The organism is uncultured Massilia sp. (genome assembly GCF_913773735.1).
GTDB lineage: Bacteria > Pseudomonadota > Gammaproteobacteria > Burkholderiales > Burkholderiaceae_D > Telluria.
Window position 1 is genome coordinate 224,820 of sequence record NZ_CAJYEB010000010.1, and the last position, 25,772, is coordinate 250,591.

Genomic DNA, 25,772 nt, shown 5'->3' on the forward strand with positions numbered 1-25,772 from the left:
TTGTGTATCGCCAGCCCCGGCGGTGTGCGAGAATGACGCCATGGCCGACATTCTCCGTACCATCGCCGGTGCCGGCGACAGCGAAGTCCGCCGTCTCCTGCGCGCGCGCGACTGGAGCGCGTCGCCGCTCGGTCCGCCCGACGCCTGGCCGCCCGAGCTGGCGACCGCCGTATCGATGGCGGCCAGCTCCGCCTTCCCGATGTTCGTCGCCTGGGGCGCGGACCTGACCCTGCTGTACAACGACGCCTACATCCCCATCCTGGGCGACAAGCACCCGCGCGCGCTCGGCGCGCCGCTGCGCGACGTCTGGAGCGAGGTCTGGCCGGTGCTGGTGCCGTTCGTCGACCGCGCCCTGTCCGACAAGCCCGTCTACTGCGAGAACCTGGCGCTGACGCTGGAGCGGCGCGGCTACCCCGAGGCGGCCAGCTTCACCTTGTCGTTCGCCCCGCTGCACGACGGGCAGGGATGCGTCGTCGGCATGTACTGCACCTGCATCGAGACCACCGCGCGCGTCCAGGCCGAGCGCCACGCCGCCTTCGAGCTGGCGGTGGCCGACGCGCTGCGCACGGCGGGCGGCGCGCGCGAGACGATCGGCGTCGCCAGCCGCCTGCTGGGCGAGGAGCTGGGCCTGGCGCGCGTGCTGTACGGCGAGGTCGACGCCGTGCGCGCCACGTTCCACGTGCCGCGCGACTGGCGCCGGCACGGGCTGGCGGCCCTGGAGGGGCGCGGCTTCGGCGTCGACGCGTTCGGGCCGGAGGTGGTGCGCGCGGGGCGCGCCGGCGCCGTCGTCGCCATCGCCGACGTGCGCGAGGACGACCGCACGGCCGCCTGCCAGGGCGCCTATGCGGCGCTGGACGCGACGGCGCTGCTGGTGGTGCCGCTGGTGAGCACGGGCCGCCAGCCGGCCTTCCTGGCGCTGCTCCACGCGCACGCGCACCGCTGGAGCGCGGCCGAGATCGCGCTGGCGCGCAGCCTGGCCGAGCGCATCCGCACCGCCGCCGACGTGGCCCATGCGCACGCCGCGCTGCGCGCCGAGCGCGACCGCAGCCGGCTGGTGTTCGACACCATCGCCGAGGGCTTCGTGCTGATCGGCCCCGACTGGACCGTGCTGCAGATGAACGCCGCCGGCCAGCGCCTGTCCGGCCGCACTGCCGAGCAGGCGCTGGGGCGCCACCACTGGGACGTCTGGCCCGAGGCCCGCGACACGACGGCCGGCCACATGTACGAACGCGCGATGCGCGAGCGCGTGGCCGGGCGCACCGAATACCTGCATCCGCTGCCCGGCGGCGGCGCGGTCTGGCTGGAAGTGCGCGCCTATCCGACCAGCGGCGGCGGCCTGGTGTGCTGCTTCCTCGACATCGGCGAACGCAGGCAGGCCGAGGAAAAGCTGCGCGCGGCCGACCAGCGCAAGGACGAATTCCTGGCCATGCTGGCGCACGAGCTGCGCAACCCGCTGGCGCCGATCAGCGCCGCCGCCGACCTGCTGCGCATCGGCCGCCTGGACGAGGCGCGCGTGCGCCAGAGCAGCGCCATCATCGGGCGCCAGGTGCGCCACATGACCAGCCTGGTGGACGACCTGCTGGACGTCTCGCGCGTCACGCGCGGCCTGGTGACGCTGGCGCAGTCGCCGGTGGCGGCGCGCACCATCGTCGACGAGGCGATCGAACAGGTGCGCCCGATGTTCGAGGCGCGCCGCCAGTCGCTGGTCGTGCGCCTGGCCGACCCCCGCGCTACGGTGCTGGGCGACAAGGCGCGCCTGGTGCAGGTGCTGTCCAACCTGCTCAACAACGCCGCCAAGTACACGCCGGAAGGCTTGCGCATCGACGTCTCGGCCGCGGTCGACGCCGGCGCGGACGGCCGCGCCGGCCGCCTGCTGCTGGCGGTGCGCGACCAGGGCATCGGCATGGAGCGCGCGCTGACGCGCCACGTGTTCGACCTGTTCACCCAGGCGCAGCGCTCGTCCGACCGCTCGCAGGGCGGCCTGGGCCTGGGGCTGGCGCTGGTCAAGCACCTGGTCGAGCTGCATGGCGGCACGGTGACCTGTTCCAGCCCCGGCCTGGGGCAGGGCAGCCGCTTCGAAGTCGCGCTGCCGCTGATGGCGTCGGCGCCGGACCAGGGCGGGCCGGATGCCGCCCCGTCGCCCGGCGGCGCCGCGCGCCCGCTGCGCCTGCTGGTGGTGGACGACAACGCCGACGCCGCCGCCACGCTGGGCATGCTGCTGGAAGCCTGCGGCTACGCGGTCGCGGTGGAAAACGATTCGCCGGCCGCGCTGGCGGCGGCGCGGCGCCAGCCGCCGGACGTGGCGCTGCTGGACATCGGCCTGCCCGAGATGGACGGCAACGCGCTGGCGCGCCGCCTGCGCGCCGATCCGCGCACGGCGGGCATCGTGCTGGTCGCGGTGACCGGCTACGGCCAGGAACAGGACCGGCGCGCGGCGTTCGAGGCCGGATTCGACCATCACCTGGTCAAGCCGGTGGACATGGAGCGGCTGGCGGGGCTGCTGGCGGGGATCGGGGCGGGGAGCGAAGCCGGGAGCGAGGCAGGAGGCGAGGCAGGGAGCGGGGGAGGGAGCGAGGCGGGGCGGGGATAGGCGGCTCCCCGCTACCCGCCCGTCGCCCCGGCCTGCGCCGGGGCGACGGCGGTGCGGCGCATGGGCCGCATCCGGTCGATGGAGCCGGTGATGTGTCGTTCAACGCATCTGCGTGTAATTCACCGGCACCCACTTGTAGCCCTTGCCCTGCGCGACCAGGTGTCCCAGGCCCGGGAACTGCAGGTGCGCGCCGCCGACCAGTTCGCCGTCCTTCGCGGCCGCGTCGAACGCCTTCTTGCGCGCGGCGTAGGCGGCCTTTTCGTCGCTGTCGAAGCCGATCGTCACTTGTGGGTTGTCCATCTGGACGGCGGCCACGTGGATCAGGTCGCCGATCAGCAACAGCTTCTGGCCGCGGCTCTGCACCAGGTAGATCGTGTGGCCCGGCGTATGGCCCGGCGCGGCGATGGCCGAGATGCCCGGCACCAGTTCGCCGTCGCCCTCGATCGGCTTGAGCTTGCCGGCCTTGGCGTACGGTTCGAGCGAGGCCCTGGCCGGGCCGAAGAAGCCCTTCTTGTCGGCCGGCGCCTTGGCTTCGTTCGCGGCGGACAGCCAGTAGTCGGCATCGGCCTTGCCGACGCGCACCGTGGCGTTCGCGAACACGCGCTTGCCGTCCGCGGCCAGGCCGCCGACGTGGTCCGGGTGCACGTGCGTGATGTAGATCTCGTCGACCTGCTCGGGCTGGTAGCCGGCGGCCTTGATGTTGGCGGCCAGCTTGCCCAGCGTCGGGCCGAAGAAGCCGCCGGCGCCGGTGTCGACCAGCACCAGCTTGCTGCCGGTGTTGACCAGGAACGCATTGGTCGAGGTTTCCAGCGGCAGCTTCAGGAAGTTCTTTTCCAGCGTGGCCTTCGTCGCCTCCGGCTTCTGCTTGAGCAGCTGGTCCATCGGCAGGTCGGCGGTGCCGTCGTTCAGCGGCGTCACCTCGAAGTCGCCCAGCATGGCGCGGGCATAGCCCGGCGCCGGGGTCTTGGCCAGCGGGGCGGCGGCGTGGACTGCCGGGGCGATCGTGCCGGCGGCGAGCAGGGTCGCCAGCACGGTGCGGCGCAGGAAGTGGTTCATGGCGTTTTCCTCGTTGTCGTTGACGCACGTCGATGTGCATATTGCCTATCGTACATGAACCAGGCCATGCCCTGCTTGCATGTGGATGCCCTGGCGCCCTTACGGAAGATAGGGAATCGTGAAGACGCCGTGCAGCGCGCGCAGCTCGGCGCGGTGGATCTCGGCCAGCCGCACGAGGATCGTCTCGCCGGCCGGCAGCAGGTGCACCTCGACCCGGCGCCGGTCGCCGGCATGGCTGCGGCGCTCGACCAGGCCGCCGGCCTCGCAGCGCGTCACCAAGGCGACGACGCCGTGCGGCCGGGCCTGCAGGCGCTCGGCCAGCTCGCCGACCGTGGCCCATTCGCGGCCGGGAAAGCCCTTGATGTGCAGCAGCAGCAGGTATTGCAGCGGCGTGATGCCCGCGGCCTGCACGGCGCTTTCGGAAAAATGCTCGAAGCGCCGCATCTGGTAGCGGAATTCCGACAACGCGGCGAAGTTGGACTTGGACAGCGGAGACGACATGGGGATTCCTGGAGAGCCGGATGGCGGCGAATATATCACAAGATGATACAATTGCCGTCCCGATATACGACAAGGCCCGATGGCCTGCGAACACCATGATCCTGGACAACGGTACGGCGTGGATGCGGTCCTTTTTGCCGCAGGCGAGCACGGCGTCGCGCACCGAGCGGCTGCGCGCGGTGGCGGGGGCGTTGGTGGGGCTGTTCGTGACCTTCATCCTCAGCGACATGGCGGCGGCCCATGCCGGCAGCGTGCCGCTGGCCCTCATCGCGCCGATGGGCGCGTCGGCCGTGCTGCTGTTCTGCGTGCCGGCCAGTCCGCTCGCGCAGCCGTGGTCCGTCATCGGCGGGAACACCGTCTCGGCGCTGATCGGCGTGGCCTGCGCGCGCACGGTGCACGACCCGATGCTGGCGGCGCCGCTGGCCGGCGCCTGCGCGATCTTCGCGATGTTCCTGCTGCGCTGCCTGCATCCGCCCAGCGGCGCGGTGGCGCTGACGGCGGTGCTGGGCGGGCCGGCCGTGCAGGCGGCGGGCTTCACCTTCGCGCTGCTGCCGGTCGGACTGAATTCGGCGCTGATCGTGCTGGTGGCGCTGGTCTTCAACAACCTGACCGGCCGCCGCTATCCGCACGGCCAGCAGTCGCCGCTGCGCAACCTGCACGCCACCGCCGACCCGGCGCCGACCGCGCGCCTGGGCTTCGGCAAGGAAGACCTGGACGCCGCGCTGGCGCACTACGGCCAGGTGCTGGACGTCAGTCGCGACGACCTCGAACGGATCCTGCTGGAGACGGAAATGCGCGCGTACGAGCGCCGCTTCGGCACGGTCACGTGCGCGGCGATCATGTCGACGGATGCGGTGACGGTCGCCCCGTCCACGGCGCTGCCCGCCGCCTGGCGCCTGCTGCGCCGGCACCGCCTGCACGCGCTGCCGGTGCTGGACGAGCAGCGCCGCGTGGCGGGCATGATCGGCCAGGACGATTTCCTGCACCACGTCGGCCTGGACGACTACCAGACCCTGGGCGAGCGCCTGCGCGCCTTGCTGGGCCACCTGCTGGGCGTGCGCGCCGCGCGTCCGGCCGTGGTGGCGGACGTGATGCAGACGCAGGTCACGAGCGTGGCCGCCGCCGACCCGATCGCCCGCCTGGTGCCCCTGATGAGCAACGGCGGCCTGCACCACGTACCGGTGCTCGACGCCACCGGCGCCTTCGCCGGCATCGTCAGCCAATCCGACCTGCTGGCCGCCGTGTACGAAAGCCGGCTGGCCCAAACCGCCTGATCTCCCTCAAACCGGGGTCAGAGCCAGGGTCAGAGCCCGGTGTTTGGAAATGGCGCCACAGATATTGCTAAAAATCGGGCTCTGACCCCGGCTCTGACCCCGGTTTGATGGTGGTCAAGTTTGGTCGGCGCCGCAGCACTTCTTGTATTTCTTGCCGCTGCCGCAGGGGCAGTCGTCGTTGCGGCCGACTTTCGGGGTGTCGTGGCGGACGGTGTCGACGGCGGCCTTGCGGCGCGGCAGCCAGAAGCGGTGGATGCCGGGCAGGTTCGCTTCGATGTCCAGCGCCAGCTGGTGGGCCTTGCGCGGGTCCTCGACTTCCGGCAGCTCGCTTTCCTCGATTTCGTCGGCGCCGAGCAGGTACAGCGGACGCATCAGCGGGCCGGCTTCCGATTCCCAGATCTCGTCCCAGGAGCCGGGACGCAGTTCCATGCCTTCCCAGAAGCCCCAGCACCAGGCCTCGGCATCGATCAGGGTCTCGCCGTCGACCTCGTGCTCGACGTACAGCGGCTCGAATTCCTTGGGCGCGACCTCGAAGGTGATCAGGACCTCGTTCATGAAGCGCATGACCAGGTTGACGATGCGCTCTTCTTCCTTGGCGTTCTTCCACTTGGGCGCGGCGGTGCCGTCCTCGCCCCAGATGCGCGGCAGCCATTCGGCAGGCATGATGGTCTGCGGGCCGATCGCGATGGCGGTCAGGTAGCCGTGCAGCGTGTCCAGCGTCATCGTGCCTTCGGGGCAGCGCTCGGACAGCAGGAAGTTGTCGAGGTCGTCGAATTCTTTTTCGGAGAGGGGTTGCTCGAGATGCATGTGGTACGTGTTCCTTTGGATGAAGGCGCCAGTGTAACCGGTGCACCGGACCCCGGGCGAAAAAAGGCGCGGCGGCGGCCACGCCCCTGTTGCGGATCCGCCCCGCGGCGCAGTCGCCGCAGGCGTTCTGCAGCGCATAGGCCACCACCGCCGGCGCGCCGGGCGGTGGGGCGCTGGCGCGCGCACGGCGCCCGGCGCTGCCCCGTTCCCGGGCCGCCATGTACGCCGCGCCGCCCCCGCCTTACAATGGCGGCATGGACCACTACCCCGACACGCGCCAGGATGGCGCCCACCCGTTCGCCCGCCTCGACCCGCTGACGGTGCTCGATGCCCTCGACAGCGTCGGCCTGCACGGCGACGGCCGCCTGCTGGCGCTGAACAGCTACGAGAACCGGGTCTACCGCGCCGGCTGCGAGGACGGCCCGCCGGTGGTCGTCAAGTTCTACCGCCCGCAGCGCTGGAGCGACGCCGCCATCCTCGAGGAGCACGGCTTCGTCGCCGAACTGGCGGCCGCCGAGGTGCCGGTGGTGCCGGCGCTGGCGCTGGACGGGCGCACGCTGCACGCATTCGGGGGCTTCCGCTTCGCCGTGTTCCCCAGCCGGGGAGGGCGCGCGCCCGAGCTGTCCGACCCGCAGGTGCTGGAATGGATCGGCCGCTTCATCGGGCGCATCCATGCGGTCGGCGCGGCGCGGCCGTTCGTCGAGCGGCCCGCGCTCGACATCGATACCTTCGGCCGCGCGCCGCGCGACTGGCTGCTGGGCCACGGCTTCATCCCGTCCGAGCTGGCGGCCGCCTATACCAGCGTGCTCGACCAGGCGCTCGACGGCGTCGCCCGCTGCTTCGCGCGCGCCGGCGCCGTGCCGGTGCTGCGCCTGCACGGCGACTGCCATGCCGGCAACGTGCTGTGGACCCCCGACGGCCCGCACTTCGTCGACTTCGACGACAGCCGCACCGGCCCGGCCGTGCAGGACCTGTGGATGCTGCTGTCGGGCGAGCGCCAGGAGATGGTGCGCCAGCTGGGCGACGTGCTGGCCGGCTACGAGGACTTCTGCGAATTCGACCCGCGCCAGCTGCACCTGGTCGAGGCGCTGCGCACGCTGCGCCTCATCCATTACTCGGCCTGGCTGGCGATGCGCTGGGACGATCCGGCGTTCCCGGCCGCCTTCCCCTGGTTCAATACCCAGCGTTACTGGCAGGACCGCATCCTCGAGCTGCGCGAGCAGGTGGCCCTGATGGACGAGCCGCCGCTGTGGCCGGCCTGAGACCGCGCGCAGCGCGGCCATTGGCGCCGAATTGACGGGTATTCATCGGTCTGCTCGGCGCGACAGCGGGGGCGCCCATGCGTCATAATGACCCCGCAAGGCTGCGGCGCGCCACCCGGGCGCCACCCATGCGCCGACCACCCGCGAGACCGCCATGACCGACCGATCCGACCGCCCCGACTCCTCCACCGCGCCCGCCAGGGGCAGCGACGCCGATTTCATGATCGACCTGACGCCCGCCGGCCAGGAGCACGCGGCGCCGGCCGTCGAGCCGCAGCGTGAACAGCTGGAGCAGCGCGCGATCAAGGAAGGCATCGCACGCGTCGAGGCCGAAGCCAAGGCGGCGATGGCGGCCGAGAACCGCGCCCACGCCGAGGCGCGCGCGCGCAGCCTGGCCGAGGAACGCGCCGCCATGGACGCCGAGGCCGCCGCCGCGGCGCTGGCCAACGCGCAGGCGTCGGAAGACGCGATCGAGGCCAACCGCGGCCGCATCGAGACGCTGCGCGCCGCCGCCCGGGCCGCCGCCGAGCGCCTGGAAGCGATCCGCCAGGAGACGGCCGAACTGCGCGCCCGGGTCGAGTCCGACACCCAGATCCGCCTGGCCGCCGAGGCCCGCGTGCGCGCCGCCGACGAAGCGCGCCGGCGCGCCGAGGAACAGGCGAAGGTCGACGCCGAGATGGCCGCGCGCACGCAGCGCGAGGCCGACGAGCTGGCGCAGGAAGCCGAGCAGGCGCGCCGCCAGGCGGCCGAGCGCGTCGCCGCCATGCATGCGGCGCGCGAGGAAGTGCAGTACAGCGCCAGCGCCGATGCGCGCGTGGCGATCCTGGCGCGCGAACGCGAGCGCGCCGAGAAGGCCGCGCGCCAGACCGCCGAGAAGCTGGCCCAGGCCGAGGCCGAGGCGCTCGAACTGGCGCTGCAGCGCGAGCGCGCCGACCAGGTGGCGCTCAATGCCGCTTTCTCCCGCGCCGCCGCCGAGGCGCGCGCGCTGGAAGAGGCGCGCGCCCTCGCGCACGTCGAGCAGGAACGCGAAAGCATCGCGCTGGCCCAGGCCGAGTCCGAGCGCACCGCGGCCCAGTCGCTGCGCCTGCGCCTGCAGACCGAGAAGGAATTGCGCGACGCCGCCGCCCACCGCGAGCGCCTGGAACAGATGGCCAAGGCCGCCGCCGAGGCGCGCCGCGAGGCCGAGGCCCGGATCCTCGCCGCCACCGAGGCGCGCATCGAGGCCGACCGCAAGCTGCGCGAGGTGGCCCTGGAACGGGCCGGCGCCGAGGAGGCCGAAGCCCAGCAGGCGCAGGCGCGCCTGGACGCCGAGCGCGAGGCGGCCGAGCAGGCGCGCCTGCGCGCCGGCGCCGACGCCCTGGCCCAGGAAGCGGCGCGGCACGAGGCCGAGCAGCAGCGGCGCGAGCGCGCGCTGGCCGAGGAACGGGCCGCGCTGGCCCAGGCGGCCGCCGATGCGCGCGCCGCCGAGAACGCGGCCGAGCAGGAAGCGCACGCGGCGCTGGAAGAGGAGGCCGCCGCCCGGCGCCAGGCCGCCGCGCTGGCCGAACGGCGCGCCCGCGAGGCGCAGCAGCTGGCCGAGGCCGAGCGCGCGCGCGTGGCGGCCGAGGAAGAGGCGCTGGCACGCCAGCAGGAACGCATCGCCGCCGAGCGCGCGCTGGCCCAGGCGGCGGCCGCGCGCGCGGCCGCCGACGGCGACCAGGCCGCGGAACTGGCCGCGCGGGCGCAGGCCGAGCGCGAGGCCGAGGATGCGCGCCGCGATGCCCTCGAGGCCGAGCGCTTGGCCACCGCGCATGCGCGCGAGCAGGCCGAGCATGAACGGGCGATCGCCGCGTCGCGCCAGGCCCAGGCCGAGCGCGCCGCGCAACTGGCGCGCGCCCAGGCCGAGCGCGCCGCGGTCGAGGAACGCCAGCAGCGCGTGGCCGAGGAGCTGGCAGAGGCGGAACGCGCCGCCGTCGAGGCCGCGCACGACGCGCTGCTGCTGCTGGAACAGAAGCTGGCCGCCCAGCGCCAGCAGGCGGCGGCCGATGCCCGCGCCAACGAGGCCGCCGCGGCGCGGATGGCGTCGGAGCGCGCGGCCGTCGCTGCCGCCGAGGCGCGCGCCAAGGCCGAGGAAGAGCGTGCCCAGTTGTCGACGATGCGCGAGCTGGCCGAGCAGGCCGCGGCCCAGGCCGCGATCGACAAGCGCGACGCCCAGCGCAAGCTGCTGGAACACGCCCAGCAGGCCGCCGAGATGCAGCGCAAGGCCGCCCGCGCCACGCTGGAAATGGACGAGGCGCGCCGCCGCCTGATCGAGCTGGAATCGGCGCGCCAGGACGAGCAGGTGGCCGAGCTGGCCGCGCTGCGCGGCCAGATCGACACGCGCCAGGCCGAAGCCAAGCAGCGCGCCGAATCGGAAGACCTGGCGCGCGAGGTGCTGGGCCGCTTTGCCCAGCAGCCGTCGAAGGCGCAGGCGGTCGAGCGCCTGAACGACGTCATCGCCAAGCAACGCAAGGAACTCGAGTAGCGGGCGACGCGCATTCGCCCGGCCGGCGCCCCGCAGCGCCGGCCTGTCCTGGCATGTCCTCCGTGTCATCCCATCCCGTCAGACTATGGCTGTACGGCCACAGTTTTTGCTTTCTCGCAATTTCGGCCGCTCCTGAGGCATAATGACCACAGTGGAAGCAGGGGTGTTGCATCGCGCACACGCAAGTGTCAAATCGCGTCAATATTTTTGTGAACTTTGTTCCACTGGTAGGGAAGGTTTCTATACTGCAAGTCTCATGTCGATTTCTGGCCTCGTGTTCCCATGATTAAAAACATCAGCATCAAAGCCCGCCTGATCTTCATCATCACCCTGCTGGGTGCGGAATTGATCATCGGCGCCGCCGTCGGCTTGTTCAGTCTCAGCCATGCCAATACCGGCCTGCAGTCCCTGTACGCCAACAGCATCGTCTGCATCGGCCAGCTCGACCAGATCGTGCGCCGGCTGGACATGAACCAGGCGAACATCGCCCGCGCGCTCAGCGCCGAACCGGCACGCGTGCCGGCGCTGCTCGACGAGGTCGAGCGCAACAACGTGGCGATCGCCGAGCAGTGGAAGGCCTATATGGGGACCGGCATGGCCGACCACGAGCAGGAGACCGCCAGCCGCTTCGCCGCCGCGCGCGACAAGTTCCTCGCCGACGCGCAGGCGCCGGCCGTCGCCGCGCTGCGCGGCGGCGACATGGCCGCCGCCGCCGCCATCGTGCACGGCCGCATGAACACGCTGTTCGCCCCGGCGCGCGCCGGCATCGACGAGCTGATCCAGATCCAGCTGAACCAGGCCGACATCGCCCGCAAGGAATCGCAGTCGACCTACGAACTGGTGCGCCTGGTGTGCCTGACCGGCATGGTGCTGGGCCTGATCCTGGCCGCCATCATCGGCGCCATGCTGGTGCGCGGCATCGTCCGTCCGCTGGACGAGGCGGTGCGCGTGGCCGGCGCCGTCGCCGCCGGCGACCTGACCCAGGACATCGCCATCGAGGCGAACGACGAGACCGGCCGCCTGATGCGTTCGCTGGACGACATGAACAACGGCCTGGCCGGCATCGTCGGCCGCGTACGCACCGGCACCGACACCATCGCCACCGCGGCCAGCCAGATCGCCGCCGGCAACCTGGACCTGTCGGCCCGCACCGAACAGCAGGCCGCCTCGCTCGAGCAGACCGCGTCGTCGATGGAACAACTGACCTCGACGGTCAAGCAGAACGCCGACAATGCGCGCCAGGCCAACGTGCTGGCCGTGTCGGCGTCGGACGTCGCCGCCAAGGGCGGCACCGTGATGACCGAGGTCGTCTCGACGATGGGCGAGATCAACGCCTCGGCCACGCGCATCGCCGACATCATCAACGTCATCGACGGCATCTCGTTCCAGACCAATATCCTGGCGCTGAACGCGGCCGTGGAAGCGGCGCGCGCCGGCGAGCAGGGCCGCGGCTTCGCGGTCGTCGCCGGCGAGGTGCGCACGCTGGCCCAGCGCAGCGCCGCCGCCGCCAAGGAGATCAAGCAGTTGATCGACGACTCGGTCGACAAGGTCAACCACGGTTCCGAGCTGGTCGACCAGGCCGGCGCGACGATGGGCGAGATCGTCCAGAGCGTCAGCCGCGTGACCGCGATCATGACCGAGATCATGAACGCCAGCCAGGAGCAGACCGCCGGCATCGAGCAGGTGAACCAGGCGATCGTCCAGATGGACCAGGCCACGCAGCAGAACGCCGCGCTGGTCGAGCAGGCCTCGGCCGCCGCGCAGGCGCTGCGCGAGGAAGCCGAGGAACTGGCGCGCACCGTGGGCATCTTCAACCTGAAGCGCCACGCCGGCGCGCGCACGACGGCGCTGGCGCCGGTCGGCGCCGCCGCCGGGCGCCACGCGGTGCCGTCGATCGCGGCCTGATACGGTAGAAGACCGTCGCCCCCGCGCAGGCGGGACCCGGTTTCCGCGAGCGTTGTCGCTACGCGTGCGCATCGGGCCCCCGCCTGCGCGGGGGCGACGTCGTAAACGGGTGACGGTTACGCCGCTTGCCCCCGGCCGGCCAGGTACGCCCCATGGTCCGGCATGCCCGCCGCCGCCTGCGCGATCAGGTCGCGCAGCCCGGCGAAGTGGCCGTGCAGCTGGCGCAGGTCGGCGTCGTCGACGAAGGGATCGTAGCGCTTCGGCACCACCCCCAGTCCGAACAGCATGGCGACGAACGAGGGCTCGGCGAAGCCGTCGCGGTCGAGGATCGTCACGCGGCCGGTTTCGCGGAACAGGGCGATCTGGTGGCGCAGCGAATCCGGAATCTCCATGGCCGCGCAGTGGCGCCAGAAGGCGCTGTCGGTGCGCGCGGTGAGCTTGTAGTGCAGGACGATGAAGTCGCGCACCGATTCGTAGCGGACCGCCATCGCGCGGTTGAATTCGTCCGCCAGCTCGGGGCGGCAATCGCGGTCCGGCCACAGCTCGAGCAGCTTGCCGACCGCCGTCTCGATCAGGTGGATGCTGGTCGATTCCAGCGGCTCGACGAAGCCGGCCGACAGGCCCACGGCCACGCAGTTGCCGATCCAGGAGCGCTTGCGCCTTCCGGTGACGAAGCGCAGCTGGCGCGGCTCGTCCAGCACGGCGCCGTCCAGGCCCGCCAGCAGGTCGCGCCGCGCCTGCTCGTCGCTGGTGAAGGCGTCGCTGTAGACGTGGCCGTTGCCGGTGCGGTGCTGCAGCGGGATGCGCCAGGTCCAGCCGGCCGATTGCGCCGTCGAGCGCGTGTACGGCGCCAGCGCCGGCGCCCTGGCGCAGGGGACGGCCAGCGCGCTGTTGCAGGGCAGCCAGCGGCTCCAGTCCTCGTAGCCCGCCTGCAGCGCGCCTTCCAGCAGCAGCGCGCGGAAACCCGAGCAGTCGATGAACAGCTCGCCCTCGACGCGGCGGCCGTCGCGCAGGCGCACGGCCGTGACGAAGCCGGTTGCCGGATGGCGCTCGACGCCGTCGATGGTGCCCTCGATGCGGCGCGCGCCGCGCGCGACGGCGTAGTCGCTCAGGCAAGCGGCGTACAGGCCGGCGTCGAAGTGGAAGCCGTAGGAATAGGCGTCGGTGACGCCCGGCCGGACGCGTCCCGGCGGCGCGAATTTCAGCTGGCGCGCCATCACCGCGGCCATCGACCAGTTCTCGAGGTCTGGCATCGCATCGAAGGCGCGCGCCAGGCGCAGCCAGGCCATGTGCGGCGCCCGCCCGGCCACCGGCGGCCCGAAGTCGCCGAAGCCGTGGAAGAAGCGGTTGCCGGCGTGGCCCCAGTCGCGAAATTCGATGCCCAGCTTGTAGGTGGCCTGCGTCGTGCGCATGAAGTCGGCCTCGTCGAGGCCCAGCGCCTGGTTGTAGAAGCGGATGGTGGGCAGGGTCGCCTCGCCGACGCCGATGGTGCCGATCTCGGGCGACTCCACCAGCGCCACCTCGCAGCGCTTGCCGAGCCGCTGCACCAGCGGCGCCGCCGCCATCCACCCGGCCGTGCCGCCGCCGACGATGACGATCCTGCGGATGGCGTTGTCCTGCATGCTGGTCTCCTGTCGCTGTCTCCCGGGATAGGCCCGTGTCATAGCGCAGCAGTGTAGAGCACGCCCCACCCGGCGGCAACCACAATGTTAGCGCCCAACATTTGCATCCCCTCAAACCGGGGTCAGAGCCGGGGTCAGAGCCCGGTTTTTGGCAATGGCTTGTCGGCATCGCTTCGCGTAGCTCGCTGGCGCGCCATGGGCCACCATGAAAAACGGCAGCGCGTGGCTGCCGTTTCGGTGATATGAAGCGCGACTGACCGCGCGGCGGTGATATGTGGGTCGACTTACATATTGCTGGGCGCTACCGGATTCGCGCCGCCGATCTCGACCTTCTCGACGAAATACGACGTCTCGCCGAAGCAGGTGGTCGGCAGCCCGCCGTGCTGCGAATAGCTCAGCTGCACGCGCTGGCCCATGGCCGACTGCAGCTGCTTGACGATGGCGTCGTCGCGCACGGTAAAGGCGAAGCGCTCGGGAATCGCGCCCGGCATGCTCGACAGCAGGATCTCGCCCTCCCAGGTCTTGCACAGCCAGCCCTTGCGCGACAGTTTCTGCAGGTAGCCGGCGCGCTCGCCTTCGGAATACGACCAGTTCAGCACCGCCCAGACATACAGGGCGAACAGGCCGCCGATGACGACGATGACGGAGAGGACGATGGCGCTGGCGCGGCGTGGGATGGAAGTCGGCATGGGCGGATGGATCCGTGTCGAAAAAGGGGGGAAGCGTGCGGCGCGCCCATTCTGCCGACGGGCGCGCCGCTTGTCAAAACGTCAGACGTTCACGCCGAACGAGCGTGCGAGGGGGCCCAGGCCGCCGTTGTAGCCCTGGCCGACCGCGCGGAACTTCCATTCGCTGCCGTAGCGATACAGTTCGCCGAAGATCATCGCGGTCTCGGTCGAGCTGTCTTCCGACAGGTCGTAGCGCGCGATCTCGCGCTCGCCGTCGGCGTTCATGCAGCGGATGAAGGCGCGCGCGACCATGCCGAAGTTCTGGCGGCGCTGCTCGGCGTCGTGGATGGTGACGGAAAACGCGATCTTCTCGATGTCCGGCGGCACGCGGCCGAGTTCCACGACCAGGCGCTCGTCGTCGCCCTCGCCCTGGCCGTCGCGGTTGTCACCCGTGTGCACGACCGAGCCGTCGCTCGATTTCAGGTTGTTGTAGAAGATGAAGTCGTTGTCGGCGCGGACCTTGCCGTCGCCGCGCAGCAGGAAGGCGCTGCCGTCGAGGTCGAAGGTGGCGCCGTCGGTCGCGCGCGGATCCCAGCCCAGGCCGATGATGACCTTCTTGAGGGTCGGGTCTTCCTTGGACAGGTTGACGTTGCCGCCTTTCTGCAGACTGATTGCCATGTTGTTTCCTTTCCGCTTGGATGATGGCGGCCGTGTGCCGCCGGATACCGGCCGGCCCGTGGACCGGCCGCTTCGTCAGGTCGCGTGGCCGAGTTCGCGCTTGCGATAGCGCACCGAGGACCACAGCGACACGAGGATGAAGGCCACACCGGACAGCCCGGTGAACCATTCGGGAATATGGTACTGGACGCTGGCGAACATGATCAGCGCCAGGATGCCGATCGCGTAGTGCGCACCATGCTCCAGGAACACGAATTCTTCCAGCGTGCCCTTGTTGACCAGGAACACGGTCAGCGAACGCACGAACATCGCGCCGATGGCCAGGCCCAGCATGATGATCACGACGTCCTTGGTGATCGCGAACGCGCCGATCACGCCGTCGAAGCTGAACGAGGCATCCAGCACTTCGAGGTAGAGGAAGCCGCCGATGCTGCCCTGCGAGATCGCCTTGCCGATCGCGGGATCCGTTTCTTCTTCCTCGAGCAGGCCGCTGAACCAGTCCACGCCCACGTACACCAGCACGCCGACCACGCCGGCGATGAGCACCGACAGCTTCTTGCCCTCGGGTTCCAGGCTCATGCAGGCGAACACGGCGAGCAGCGTCAGCAGGATCGCCAGCCCTTCGGTGCCGTATTTCCCGATCTTCTCTTCGATCCAGCCCAGCCAGTGCAGTTCCTTCTCTTCGTCGAACAGGAAGTTGAGGAAGACCAGCAACAGGAAGGCGCCGCCGAACGCGGCCACCTCGGCATGCTTGGAGGTCAGGTGCAGCGCATACTGGTCCGGATTGTTGGTGGCCATGTGCCAGACGTCGATGAGGCCGAGGCCGGTCGCCATCGACACGATCAGCAGCGGGAACAGCAAGCGCATGCCGAACACGGCGACCAGGATGCCGACCGTCAGGAACAGCTTGCGCCAGAACGCGTTCCAGTTGCGCAGCACCGAGGCGTTCACGACCGCGTTGTCGAAGGACAGCGACACTTCAAGCACGCCCAGCACGGCCGCGATCCACAGGGCCTGCAGCAGGCCGGACGTGCCGCCGTGGTCGTAGCCCCACCAGGCGGCCAGTGCCAGCAGGACCGCCGTGACCACGAACGACAACCTGAAATGTTGCATCAATTCCTCCATTGACTGAAATGCCACAATAATCCTTGCATATTACCTTGTATCCAATGTCTATGGGCGCAAGGAATGTCGCCGCTAGACAATGCTTCTGCGATAATGCCCGCCGACATATCGCGGCGCACCGCGCCGTGCTTCCGGTCTTTAACCCAAGGATATTCATGGATCTTACCTATCTGGTCACGCCGGTGCTGACCTGGCTGGTCGTCGGCCCGATCAAATTCCTGATCAACAGTGCGCGCCAGCGCCGCTGGGCATTCAACCTGATCGGCAACGGCGGCTTCCCGAGCAACCACAGCGCCACCGTCGTCAGCATGGCCACGCTGATCGCGCTGCGCGAGGGCATGGGCCATCCGGCCTTCGGCGTGGCGGTCACGCTGTGCTTCATCGTGATGATCGACGCCAACAGCCTGCGCCAGCACGTCGGCCGCCAGGCCGCCGCCATCAACCGCCTGGCCGCCGGCCAGCCGGACTTCAAGGTCTTGCGCGAGCGGATGGGCCATACGCTGGTGGAGATTTCCGGCGGGATCGTGACGGGGATCTTGATGGGGAATCTGATCTATCGGGTGCTGGTGAAGTAATGTCTGCGCTTGGTGAAATTGGGTCCCGGCCTGCGCCGGGACGACGTTTCACCCAGTGTTGGCCGTGAAACCGTCTCCCCTGCGCAGGCCGTGGTCCAATTTCCATCCACCCACCCGCCCCGGACGTCCGCCCCCGTCCGCCCCCGTCCGCCTGTGGCGCGTTTCATACTCGACCACATGCATTTCATCGCGCCTATCTGCATTTCATCCCTTCAAAACCGCGCTTGGCCGATCCCTCGTTGACTGTGTCGACGGGGTCCCGGATACTGCGCGCTGGCTTTTTCTATTCTTATTTTTACAGGTCAAGAGTCCAACTCGGGGGAACCAAGAAATGCTGCGCAAAACCATCATCGTCCTTGCCATCGCCGCTGCGCTGAGCGCCTGCGGCCAGGGTGGCAAGGACGCCGCCAAGTCCGACAACACGACCGCCCAGGCGGACGGCAAGAAAGATGCCAAGGCCGTCCAGTTGCTGGTGGCCCCCGAAGACGTGCTGACGGTGCAGAGCAATGCGCTCGCCTCCGGCCCGGTGATCACCGGATCGATCCAGCCGGAACGCCGTGCCGACCTGCGCGCCGAAGTGTCCGCCATCGTCCTGCAGGTCCTGAAGGAAAACGGCGAGCCGGTCAAGCGCGGCGACGTCCTCGTCAAGCTCGACGAAACCTCGATCCGCGACAGCCTGATGTCGGCCGAGGAATCGTCGCGCGCCGCCACCCAGGCCTTCGAACAGTCGCAGCGCGCCCTCGAGCGCCTCAAGACCCTGCGCGCCTCGGGCATGACCTCGGCCCAGGCCCTGGACGACGCCGAAGTGCGCCGCAATACCGCCCAGAGCGAAGTCTCGGCCGCCAAGGCGCGCCTGGTGGCCGCGCGCCAGCAGGTCGACCGCACCGTGGTGCGCGCGCCGTTCGACGGCATCGTGTCCGACCGCAAGGTGTCGCCGGGCGACACCGCGTCGATCGGCAAGGAATTGCTGAAAGTGATCGATCCGGCCAGCATGCGCTTCGAAGGCCGTGTCTCGGCCGACAAGATCGCCGCCGTCAAGCTGGGCCAGCCGGTGCTGTTCCGCGTCAACGGCTACGGCGAGCAGCAGTTCGCCGGCAAGGTGCGCCGCATCGACCCGTCCGCCAACGACATCACCCGCCAGGTCGAGGTGCTCGTCTCGTTCACCGGCGAGAACCAGCCGCGCGTGGCCGGCCTGTACGCCGAGGGCCGCATCGACGCCGAACTGTCCGACGTCCTGATGCTGCCGGAGTCGGCGCTGGTCAAGACCGGCGACAAGACCTATGCCTGGAAGGTCAAGGGCGGCGCCCTGGCCAAGGTCGACCTGGGCATGGGCACGCGCGATGCGCGCACCGGCAACTACGAGGTCAGGACCGGCCTGGCCGCCGGCGACACCGTGCTGCGCCACCCGAACTCGAACCTGAAGGATGGCCAGAAGGTCGAGATGGCGGCGGCCAAGGCGCCGGCGTCCACGCTGGCCGCCGCCGGCAACGGCCAGGCCCAGGGCAAGTAAACAGCGAGCCAGGAAAACCTCATGTTCCTTTCCAATTTCAGCGTCAAGAAGCCGATCGCCACGATCGTGCTGATCATCGCGATGATGTGCATGGGCCTGCTGGCCCTGAGCCATCTGCGCGTGAACCAGAACCCGGACGTCGACATCCCGATCATCGTCGTCACCATCCCGTACCCGGGCGCCTCGCCGGAAACCTCGGAGCGCGAGCTGATCGAGCGCCTCGAGAAGCAGATGCAGGCGATCACCGGCGTCACCGAGGTGAACTCGTATGCCAACGAAGGCAGCGCCACGATCGTGCTGCGCTTCGACTTCAAGCGCAACCTGATCGAGGCGTCCGACGACGTGCGCAACGCCATCGCCGCGGTGCGCTACAAGCTGCCGACCGAGATGCGCGAGCCGGTGCTGCGCCGGGTCGACCCGTCGTCCCAGCCGATCATGAACCTGGCGCTGTCGTCCAGCTCCCAGACCCACGCCGAGATCTCGCGCCTGGCCGAGGACGTGCTGGCCGACCGCCTGCGCGCCATCGACGGCGTCGCCAACGTCAACGTCAGCGGCTCGCTGCGGCGCGAACTGTCGGTGCTGCTGCATGCCGAAAAGCTGCGCGAGTACAACGTCTCGGTCAGCGACGTCACCAACGCGCTGTCGCGCCAGAACACCAATGCGCCGGTGGGCAAGGTGCGCAGCGAGCTCGACGAGAAGGGCATCCGCCTGGTCGGCCGCATCGAGCGTCCGGAGGATTTCTCGCAGGTCGTGGTCAAGCGTAACGGCGACACCATCGTGCGCCTGAACCAGGTGGCCGACATCCGCGACGGCTTCGCCGAAGTCGAGAGCATGTCCAGCCGCAACGGCAATCCGAACGTCGGCATCCAGATCATCCGTTCGCGCGAGGCGTCGACCGTGTCGATCGCCAAGAAGGTGCGCGAAGAGATCAAGGAAATCCAGAAGGAACTGCCGGCCGGCACCAAGCTGGACATTTCCTACGACGGCGGCAAGGATGCCCAGAGCAGCCTGAACAACGTGGTCGAGTCGCTGGTGTTCGGCGCCGTGCTGACCATCTTCGTCGTCTACGCCTTCCTGAATTCCTGGCGTTCCACCCTGATCACGGCGCTGTCGCTGCCGACCTCGGTGCTGGCGGCCTTCATCGCCGTCTGGCTGTGCGGCTTCACGCTGAACTTCATGACGCTGCTCGGCCTGTCGCTGGCGATCGGCGTGCTGATCGACGACGCCATCGTGGTGCGCGAGAACATCGTGCGCCACATGGAAAACGGTTCCGACCGCCGCACCGCCGCCCTCGAAGGCACCGCCGAGATCGGCATGGCCGTGGCCTCGACCACCTTCTCGATCATGGCCGTGTTCATCCCGGTCGCCTTCATGCCCGGCATTTCCGGCGAGTGGTTCCGGCCGTTCGCGCTGACCGTGACCTGCTCGGTGATCGTCTCGCTGCTGATCTCGTTCACGCTCGACCCGATGCTGTCTGCCTACTGGGGCGACCCGCCGGGCCACCACCACGCCGAGCGCAAGGGCCTGGAAAAATACCTGGCGCGCTTCAACACCTGGTTCGACCACCAGGCCGACCGCTACGGCCGCGTGATCGCCTGGGCGCTGCACCACCGCCGCTGGATGGCCGTCATCGCCGTCGGCAGCCTGATCGTCGCGCTGGGGCTCAACAGCATGTTCGGCGGCACCTCGTTCCTGCCGAAGATGGACGCCGGCCAATTGCAGATCGAGGTGCGCACCCCGGCCTCGTCCTCGGTGTACTACGCCCAGAAGAAGATGGAAGAGGCGGCCGTACTGGCACGCACGCTGCCGGAAGCCAAGGAAACCAACAGCACGATCAAGTCGAGCGGCGGCACCGTCTACGTCGACATCGGCAAGCGCAGCGAACGCAAGCGTAGCGCGGCCGAGGTCGCCGTCGAGCTGCGCGCCAAGATCGCGCGCCTGGTCGGCGCCGAATACACGGTCATGGACGACATGAACGGCAACGGCAAGCCGGTGCAGATCGAGTTCACCGGGCCGGATTCGCGCAAGCTGATGGAACTGACCAATGCCTACATGGACAAGCTGCGCATGGTCCCGGGCGCGGTCGACGTCACGCTGTCCCAGCAGGATCCGAAGGACGAGCTGCAGATCGAGCTCGACCGCGGCCTGGCGAACATGATGGGCATCTCGGTGGGCGACGCCGCCACCGCGCTGCGCGTGGCCTTCGCCGGCATCGAGGTAGGCGACTGGGTCGACCCGACCGGCGAGACCCGCGACGTGGCCGTGCGCCTGGCGCCGGAAGACCGCGTGGGCACCGAGAACATCGAGCGCCTGCCGATCGCCGTCAGCGGCGCCAACATGATGGTGCCGCTCGACCAGATCGCGAAGATCACGATGGGCAAGGGCCCGTCGGCCATCGAGCACAAGGACGGCAAGCGCGTCGTGCGCGTGTCGGCCAACGCCCAGGGCCGTTCGAACGGCGAGGTCATGAACGACGCCATCAAGCTGGCCAAGACGATGGACTTCCCGCCGGGCTACGGCCTGTCGCTGGGCGGCCAGAGCAAGGACCAGCAGGAACTGTTCACCCAGATGGGCATCGCCCTGCTGTCGGGCATCGGCCTGATGTACCTGGTGCTGGTGATGCAGTTCGGTTCCTTCACCGCGCCGCTGGGCGTCATGATGTCGCTGCCGCTGTCGCTGATCGGCGTGGTGGTGGCGCTGCTGCTGACGCGCGGCACGCTGAACCTGATGAGCTTCATCGGCATCATCATGCTGATGGGCCTGGTGGCCAAGAACGCGATCCTGCTGCTGGACGCGGCCCGTACCCGCGAGGCCGAGGGCATGGACCGCGAGGAGGCGCTGATGGAGGCCGGCCGCGCGCGCCTGCGTCCGATCCTGATGACGACCTTCGCGCTGATCGCCGGTATGCTGCCGGTGGCGCTGGCCCTGGGCGACTCGGGCGAGTTCTACCAGCCGCTGGCCATCTCGATCATTGGCGGCACCATCACGTCGACGCTGCTGACGCTGCTGGTCGTGCCGACCTTCTACGACAGCATCGAGATCGCCCGCGACCGCATGGCCGCCAAGTTCCACCGCCGCGTGGAGCGCTTCACGGTGCTGCCGGCCTTCGCGATGACCCTCGTCGAGGCGATCCTGACGTTGACGCTGGTGCGCTTCGTGTTCCGCATGATCGTCAAGCTGGGCCGGCTGCTGACGGGGCGCGCGCGGCGTCCGGCGGCGGCCTGACCCTGGCAGGGTGGGCATGTGGGGCCCCTGGCCTCGGATGCCCACCCTGCACCTGTATTCCGTCCGAAAATCACTTCTCAAAAAACAACGGCGCGACGATCGATGACATGATCGCCGCGCCGTCGCGGCGGCATGCGCTGGAGCCGCGTCTGCCGCGCCAGGGCATGCCGGAACCGAACCTCCGCAAAGAGCCGCGTGGCCCTTTGCCCGCACGCCATCAGCGGCCGGTGTTCGAGGTCGTGCCGGTCGAACCGGTGTTCGAGGTGTCGTTGCCGGCGCCGCTGCCCGACGTGCCCGACATGCCCGAGGTACCCGACGAGCCGGTGCCGGCCGGCGGGGTGGTGGTGGTGCCGGTGCCCGTGGTGCCGGTGCCGGTGGCATCGGTCGGCGGGGTGGTGGTGCCGGTGCCCATGGTGGCATCGGTGCCGGTGGTGCCGGTACCCGTGGTGCCGGTGCCGGTTGCGCCCGTGCCGGTATCGCCGGTCGTGCCGGTCGCGCCGGTCGTGCCGCTGGTACCGCTGCTGGTGGTGCTCGGCGTGGTGGCCGTGGTGTCACCGGTACCGGTGGTGCTGGTGGTGTCGTTCTTCTTGCAGGCTGCCAGGCTGGCCACCAGGGCGGCTGCAAACAGGATCTTCGATGCGTTGCTGAGTGCGTTCATTTGTTTTACTCCTCGTTCACGTCTATTACGTGCCGCCGTCTCCAGGTGAGGCGCTGGAGGGCCGGCGGCGCCTGTTCGGTTCCTTGCCGGCTTGGCACGAAACCTTCGGAACCGACGCAATACGCGGCCCCGTGAGCACGCGAATCCGACTGTCTGCGTTTGACCGGTATGGTGCGGGCCGGTTCGCCGGATTGCCTGCTTCTGCTTGTCGAGCCCATGCCGTCAGGCCTGTCTGCCTGTTGGGCATGCACCCCCATCCGCGGTACGGCATGCGGATTCGATGAAAGCCGAACCGTCATCGTTCGACCCTCGATCCAGCGGCAACACCGCCGGATGGCCATGCGGCCGCGTCGGCGTCGCCGCCGGCGGCCTGTTCCAGGAGCGCGGGAATTTCCTGCGGTAGTTCCCGCGCCAGATAACCGAGTTTTCCAAAGCGTTGCGCCAGGCATTCGCCGGCGCGCGCATGCAGCGCCACGCCCCAGGCGGCGGCCTGGGGCAGCGTCGCGCCGCGCGCCGCCAGGCCCGCGATGATGCCGGCCAGCACGTCGCCCGAACCGGACGCGGCCAGGCCGATGTTGCCGCCCTCGTGCTGCCAGCGCTCGCCGCCCGGCGCGGCGATGATCGTGCGCGCGCCCTTGAGCGCCACCACCGCGTTCCAGCGCTCGGCCGCGTCCAGCGCATGGCGGTCGGGCGCGGCGCAGATGTCCTCCTTGGCGATGCCGGTCAGGTGCGCCATCTCGCCGGCGTGCGGCGTCAGCAGCACCGGCGTGGCGAAGCGGCACGGTGCCGCGCCGCCCGCCGGCGGATGCAGCAGGGCGCCCATGGCGTTGGCGTCGAGCAGCACCCGCGCGTCGCTGCCCGCCAGGCGCGCCAGCAGCGCGTGCACCAGGCGCGCCGTCGCGACCTCGTCCTGCATGCCGGGCCCGGCGACGATGGCGTCGACCTTGTCGGCCAGCGGGTCGAGCGCGGCGACGGATTCCACCGTGAAGCCGCCGGCATCGGTTTCGAGCAGCCCCAGCACGCGCGACTCCGGCAGCGCCAGCGCGACCAGCTGCGCCACGCTGCGGCCGGTGGCGATGGTCAGCTTGCCGGCGCCCGCGCGCAGCGCCGCGGTAGCCGCCAGGATCACGGCGCCCGGCATCTCACGCGAGCCGCCCAGCACCAGCACGTGGCCGCGGGCTTCCTTGTCGCCGTCGTGCGACGGCATCGGCAGCGGCCAGCTGCGCAGCAGGCTGGCGTCGACGTCGCGCGGGCGGGCGTTGGTGGACAGCGTCATGGTGGGGAGCCTCAGGCCTTGGCGGCCGCGGGAATGTCCTTGCCGGAGGTGACCGGCGTGCCGGTGGCTTCGAGTGGCGCGACGAAATTGACCAGGCGCAGCGCGAGTTTGCCGCGCTTGCCCAGCGTGGGGTCGAAGGCGTAGGAGGTGACGGAGCAGTTCGGCACGTCGCCGGCGCGGTCGTGCGCCAGGATCGTCGCCTCGTCGAGCCGTTCGATCAGGTAGCGGAAGCAGTTGACGATGACCTGGTGGCCGACGATCAGCACGCGCTCGCGCGGGTATTCGCGGGTGATGGTTTCCAGCACGCCGCGCAGTCGCAGGATGACGTCGCACCAGCTCTCGCCGCCGGGCGGGCGGAAGTAGAACTTGCCGACGTGGCGGCGCTGCTCGTACAGCTCGGGGTATTTCTGGGCGATGCCGTGCGTGGTGAGGCGGTCGAGGATGCCGAATTCCTTTTCGCGCAGGCGTTCGTCGGCATGCACCGCGAGCAGTTCGTCGCGGTCCAGCCGCTGCATCAGGATGTTGGCGGTCTCGGCGGCGCGCACATAGGGCGAGTGCAGCACCACGTTCGGCTGGCTGCCCGGGGGCAGGGCGGCGAACCAGTTGGCCAGCGCTTCCGACTGGCGCATGCCCAGCTCGGACAGCGGCACGTCCACGTCGCGCTCGGCGATGTCGATGTGCAGGCCGGCCGCGGCTTCGGCGGCGTCACGCGCGACGTTGCCCGCGCTCTGCCCGTGCCGCACCAACCATATTTCTTGTGGCCACTTTTGTTCCATCACCCGGTCGCATCCGATAACGATATGACATCATCATAGACGGATTCGGCGGGACGTCTGCGCACGATTCCTTTGGAAAACGTGCGCAGGAAAAGACAGGAAAATCCGGTGCTTACGCGACCTGCTCGTCGCCGTCCAGGTTCAGGTCGGCGTTGCTGTTGAATACCTGCATGTCGGTCTGGCCCAGCACGCGGCTGGTCAGCGTGCCCGCCGTGATCGAGCCGCTGACGTTCAGCGCCGTGCGGCCCATGTCGATCAGCGGTTCGATCGAGATCAGGAGGCCCGCCAGCGCCACCGGCAGGTTCATGGCCGACAGCACGATCAGCGCGGCGAAGGTGGCGCCGCCGCCCACGCCGGCCACGCCGACCGAGCCGATGGTGATCACGCCGACCAGGGTCAGCAGGAAGTGGCTGGTGAACGGGTCGATGCCGACGGTCGGCGCGATCATCACCGCCAGCATGGCCGGATAGATGCCGGCGCAGCCGTTCTGGCCGATCGTCGCGCCGAAGCTGGCCGCGAAGTTGGCGATGCCTTCCGGCGTGCCCAGGCGCGCGGTCTGGGTCTGCACGCTCATCGGGATCGAACCGGCCGAGGTGCGCGAGGTGAAGGCGAAGGCCAGCACCGGGAAGATCTTCTTGACGTAGCGCGCCGGGTTCAGGCCGACCAGCACGATCAGGAGCAGGTGCACGCCGAACATCAGCACCAGCGCGCTGTACGAGGCCAGCACGAAGTCGATCAGCTTGAGGATGTCCTGCATGCTCGAGCGCGCCAGCACCTGGGTGATCAGGGCGAACACGCCGAACGGGGTCAGGCGCAGCACCAGCGTCACCATCCGCATCACGATCACGTGGGCCACGTGGACGAAGTGGCTGAACGATTCGAACACTTCCGGCTTCTTGCCGGCGATGCCGGTGGCCGAGACGCCGACGAAGATCGAGAACAGCACCACGGCGATCGTCGAGGTGTTGCGCGCGCCGGTCATGTCGAGGAAGGGGTTTTCCGGGATGAACGACAGGATCATCTTCGGCAGCGACAGGTCCTGCGTCGTCGCCAGCTTGCCTTCGAGGTAGGCGCCGCGCGCGAGCTCGGCCGCGCTCGACGTCAGGCCGACGGCGGACAGGCCGAACAGCTTGGCCATCAGGATGCCGATCGACGCCGCGACGGCGGTCGTGACCATCAGCGTGCCGATGGTCAGCACGCTGATCTTGCCGAGCGACGAAGCGTTGCGCAGCTTCAGGATGGCCTGGACGATCGACACCATGATGAGCGGCATGATGATCATCTGCAGCAGCTTGACGTAGCCGCTGCCCACGATGTCGAGGTAGGCGTTGGTGTCCTTGATCACGGCCGCGCCGTTGCCGTACGCCGCCTGGAACCCGGCGCCCAGCAGCACGCCCAGGCCGAGGGCGGAAAAGACGCGCTTGGTGAAGGACACGTGGCGCTGCTGCATGACATACAGCAGCGCGCACACCGCGGCGGCGATGGCCAGGTTCAGGATCAGTTGAAGGCTCATGGTTTCCTTGGAAAAGAGGCTGTCGCAAAAGGCACATGGCGGCGTTGCGGCGCCGCGCCTCGCCCTGCACCGTTTGCGATCGCCCCGACAACGGGGTTCCGGACGCTTTTATATGCGCTTGGGAAATATAAGACTGGCATTTTATATCCAAATCCAGCACTTCTGCACGAAGGCCCCGGCGTTGCCGGGGGCCGTTCCGCACAACACCTTAATATGACAGAAATATTGTTCACAGGTATATTCTTGCT

19 protein-coding genes are annotated in these 25,772 nt (G+C 69.5%); 8 read left to right on the forward strand and 11 right to left on the reverse strand.

The window, feature by feature from the left end; genetic code table 11:
• The first annotated feature begins 40 nt into the window (after positions 1-40).
• Complete coding sequence (locus QZ749_RS04415) at positions 41-2,590, forward strand: ATP-binding protein (RefSeq protein WP_296943682.1); 2,550 nt, start codon at positions 41-43, stop codon at positions 2,588-2,590.
• Between the two features lie 99 nt (positions 2,591-2,689).
• Here the strand turns inward: QZ749_RS04415 and QZ749_RS04420 are convergent, their stop codons facing one another.
• Positions 2,690-3,646, reverse strand: coding sequence for an MBL fold metallo-hydrolase (locus QZ749_RS04420; RefSeq protein ID WP_296943684.1), 957 nt, complete (start codon positions 3,644-3,646; stop codon positions 2,690-2,692).
• Positions 3,647-3,745: 99 nt separating this feature from the next.
• On the reverse strand, positions 3,746-4,147 hold the full coding sequence (locus tag QZ749_RS04425) for a MarR family winged helix-turn-helix transcriptional regulator (RefSeq protein ID WP_296943686.1): 402 nt from the start codon (positions 4,145-4,147) through the stop codon (positions 3,746-3,748).
• 122 nt (positions 4,148-4,269) lie between these two features.
• On the opposite strand from QZ749_RS04425, the gene QZ749_RS04430 reads away from it, so the two are divergent.
• Complete coding sequence (locus tag QZ749_RS04430; protein ID WP_296943688.1) at positions 4,270-5,421, forward strand: HPP family protein; 1,152 nt, start codon at positions 4,270-4,272, stop codon at positions 5,419-5,421.
• Positions 5,422-5,535: 114 nt separating this feature from the next.
• On the opposite strand, the gene QZ749_RS04435 is transcribed toward QZ749_RS04430, so the two are convergent.
• Positions 5,536-6,228, reverse strand: a complete 693-nt coding sequence (locus tag QZ749_RS04435; protein WP_296943691.1) for a UPF0149 family protein — start codon at positions 6,226-6,228, stop codon at positions 5,536-5,538.
• Between the two features lie 254 nt (positions 6,229-6,482).
• On the opposite strand from QZ749_RS04435, the gene QZ749_RS04440 reads away from it, so the two are divergent.
• The 3 genes from QZ749_RS04440 to QZ749_RS04450 all read left to right on the forward strand — a co-directional run bounded on the left by QZ749_RS04440 (position 6,483) and on the right by QZ749_RS04450 (position 11,898).
• Positions 6,483-7,490, forward strand: coding sequence for a serine/threonine protein kinase (locus tag QZ749_RS04440; RefSeq protein ID WP_296943694.1), 1,008 nt, complete (start codon positions 6,483-6,485; stop codon positions 7,488-7,490).
• A gap of 154 nt (positions 7,491-7,644) precedes the next feature.
• The gene (locus QZ749_RS04445) at positions 7,645-9,993 is read left to right on the forward strand and encodes a hypothetical protein (RefSeq protein ID WP_296943696.1); all 2,349 of its coding nucleotides are present in this window, start codon (positions 7,645-7,647) and stop codon (positions 9,991-9,993) included.
• Between the two features lie 282 nt (positions 9,994-10,275).
• Positions 10,276-11,898: a methyl-accepting chemotaxis protein gene (locus tag QZ749_RS04450; RefSeq protein ID WP_296943698.1), complete on the forward strand. Its 1,623-nt coding sequence runs from the start codon at positions 10,276-10,278 to the stop codon at positions 11,896-11,898.
• A 116-nt stretch (positions 11,899-12,014) separates the two neighbouring features.
• On the opposite strand, the gene QZ749_RS04455 is transcribed toward QZ749_RS04450, so the two are convergent.
• The 4 genes from QZ749_RS04455 to QZ749_RS04470 all read right to left on the reverse strand — a co-directional run bounded on the left by QZ749_RS04455 (position 12,015) and on the right by QZ749_RS04470 (position 15,979).
• A complete protein-coding gene (locus QZ749_RS04455) occupies positions 12,015-13,520 on the reverse strand; it encodes a tryptophan halogenase family protein (protein ID WP_296943701.1) in 1,506 nt (501 codons plus the stop codon).
• 284 nt (positions 13,521-13,804) lie between these two features.
• The gene (locus QZ749_RS04460; protein ID WP_296943703.1) at positions 13,805-14,209 is read right to left on the reverse strand and encodes a hypothetical protein; all 405 of its coding nucleotides are present in this window, start codon (positions 14,207-14,209) and stop codon (positions 13,805-13,807) included.
• Positions 14,210-14,290: 81 nt separating this feature from the next.
• A complete protein-coding gene (locus QZ749_RS04465; protein ID WP_296943705.1) occupies positions 14,291-14,866 on the reverse strand; it encodes a TerD family protein in 576 nt (191 codons plus the stop codon).
• Positions 14,867-14,941: 75 nt separating this feature from the next.
• Entirely contained in the window at positions 14,942-15,979 is a 1,038-nt protein-coding gene (locus QZ749_RS04470; RefSeq protein WP_296943707.1) for a DUF475 domain-containing protein, read from the reverse strand.
• Between the two features lie 167 nt (positions 15,980-16,146).
• Between QZ749_RS04470 and QZ749_RS04475 the strand changes: the two genes are divergently transcribed.
• The 3 genes from QZ749_RS04475 to QZ749_RS04485 all read left to right on the forward strand — a co-directional run bounded on the left by QZ749_RS04475 (position 16,147) and on the right by QZ749_RS04485 (position 21,301).
• Positions 16,147-16,566, forward strand: coding sequence for a divergent PAP2 family protein (locus QZ749_RS04475; RefSeq protein WP_296943709.1), 420 nt, complete (start codon positions 16,147-16,149; stop codon positions 16,564-16,566).
• Between the two features lie 331 nt (positions 16,567-16,897).
• Complete coding sequence (locus QZ749_RS04480; RefSeq protein ID WP_296943711.1) at positions 16,898-18,076, forward strand: efflux RND transporter periplasmic adaptor subunit; 1,179 nt, start codon at positions 16,898-16,900, stop codon at positions 18,074-18,076.
• A gap of 21 nt (positions 18,077-18,097) precedes the next feature.
• Positions 18,098-21,301 carry an efflux RND transporter permease subunit gene (locus QZ749_RS04485; protein WP_296943713.1) on the forward strand — a complete coding sequence of 1,068 codons (3,204 nt, stop codon included), beginning with the start codon at positions 18,098-18,100 and terminating at the stop codon, positions 21,299-21,301.
• A gap of 217 nt (positions 21,302-21,518) precedes the next feature.
• Here QZ749_RS04485 and QZ749_RS04490 read toward each other — a convergent pair whose 3' ends face one another.
• The 4 genes from QZ749_RS04490 to QZ749_RS04505 form a co-directional block, all read right to left on the reverse strand.
• Positions 21,519-21,959, reverse strand: coding sequence for a hypothetical protein (locus tag QZ749_RS04490; protein WP_296943714.1), 441 nt, complete (start codon positions 21,957-21,959; stop codon positions 21,519-21,521).
• 295 nt (positions 21,960-22,254) lie between these two features.
• The gene (locus QZ749_RS04495) at positions 22,255-23,235 is read right to left on the reverse strand and encodes an NAD(P)H-hydrate dehydratase (protein WP_296943716.1); all 981 of its coding nucleotides are present in this window, start codon (positions 23,233-23,235) and stop codon (positions 22,255-22,257) included.
• Positions 23,236-23,246: 11 nt separating this feature from the next.
• On the reverse strand, positions 23,247-23,978 hold the full coding sequence (locus tag QZ749_RS04500) for a histidine phosphatase family protein (protein ID WP_307726649.1): 732 nt from the start codon (positions 23,976-23,978) through the stop codon (positions 23,247-23,249).
• A gap of 145 nt (positions 23,979-24,123) precedes the next feature.
• A complete protein-coding gene (locus QZ749_RS04505; RefSeq protein ID WP_296943718.1) occupies positions 24,124-25,524 on the reverse strand; it encodes an L-cystine transporter in 1,401 nt (466 codons plus the stop codon).
• Positions 25,525-25,772 lie beyond the last annotated feature (248 nt).

Excerpts from the sequence above, each read along its gene's own strand:
- QZ749_RS04450 (WP_296943698.1), top strand. The coding sequence starts at position 10,276 with ATGATTAAAAACATCAGCATCAAAGCCCGCCTGATCTTCATCATCACC.
- QZ749_RS04455 (WP_296943701.1), bottom strand. The coding sequence starts at position 13,520 with ATGCAGGACAACGCCATCCGCAGGATCGTCATCGTCGGCGGCGGCACG.
- QZ749_RS04495 (WP_296943716.1), bottom strand. The coding sequence starts at position 23,235 with ATGACGCTGTCCACCAACGCCCGCCCGCGCGACGTCGACGCCAGCCTG.
- QZ749_RS04420 (WP_296943684.1), bottom strand. The coding sequence starts at position 3,646 with ATGAACCACTTCCTGCGCCGCACCGTGCTGGCGACCCTGCTCGCCGCC.
- QZ749_RS04470 (WP_296943707.1), bottom strand. The coding sequence starts at position 15,979 with ATGCAACATTTCAGGTTGTCGTTCGTGGTCACGGCGGTCCTGCTGGCA.
- QZ749_RS04445 (WP_296943696.1), top strand. The coding sequence starts at position 7,645 with ATGACCGACCGATCCGACCGCCCCGACTCCTCCACCGCGCCCGCCAGG.
- QZ749_RS04490 (WP_296943714.1), bottom strand. The coding sequence starts at position 21,959 with ATGAACGCACTCAGCAACGCATCGAAGATCCTGTTTGCAGCCGCCCTG.
- QZ749_RS04460 (WP_296943703.1), bottom strand. The coding sequence starts at position 14,209 with ATGCCGACTTCCATCCCACGCCGCGCCAGCGCCATCGTCCTCTCCGTC.
- QZ749_RS04430 (WP_296943688.1), top strand. The coding sequence starts at position 4,270 with ATGCGGTCCTTTTTGCCGCAGGCGAGCACGGCGTCGCGCACCGAGCGG.
- QZ749_RS04425 (WP_296943686.1), bottom strand. The coding sequence starts at position 4,147 with ATGTCGTCTCCGCTGTCCAAGTCCAACTTCGCCGCGTTGTCGGAATTC.
- QZ749_RS04415 (WP_296943682.1), top strand. The coding sequence starts at position 41 with ATGGCCGACATTCTCCGTACCATCGCCGGTGCCGGCGACAGCGAAGTC.
- QZ749_RS04465 (WP_296943705.1), bottom strand. The coding sequence starts at position 14,866 with ATGGCAATCAGTCTGCAGAAAGGCGGCAACGTCAACCTGTCCAAGGAA.
- QZ749_RS04475 (WP_296943709.1), top strand. The coding sequence starts at position 16,147 with ATGGATCTTACCTATCTGGTCACGCCGGTGCTGACCTGGCTGGTCGTC.
- QZ749_RS04480 (WP_296943711.1), top strand. The coding sequence starts at position 16,898 with ATGCTGCGCAAAACCATCATCGTCCTTGCCATCGCCGCTGCGCTGAGC.
- QZ749_RS04440 (WP_296943694.1), top strand. The coding sequence starts at position 6,483 with ATGGACCACTACCCCGACACGCGCCAGGATGGCGCCCACCCGTTCGCC.
- QZ749_RS04505 (WP_296943718.1), bottom strand. The coding sequence starts at position 25,524 with ATGAGCCTTCAACTGATCCTGAACCTGGCCATCGCCGCCGCGGTGTGC.
- QZ749_RS04485 (WP_296943713.1), top strand. The coding sequence starts at position 18,098 with ATGTTCCTTTCCAATTTCAGCGTCAAGAAGCCGATCGCCACGATCGTG.
- QZ749_RS04435 (WP_296943691.1), bottom strand. The coding sequence starts at position 6,228 with ATGCATCTCGAGCAACCCCTCTCCGAAAAAGAATTCGACGACCTCGAC.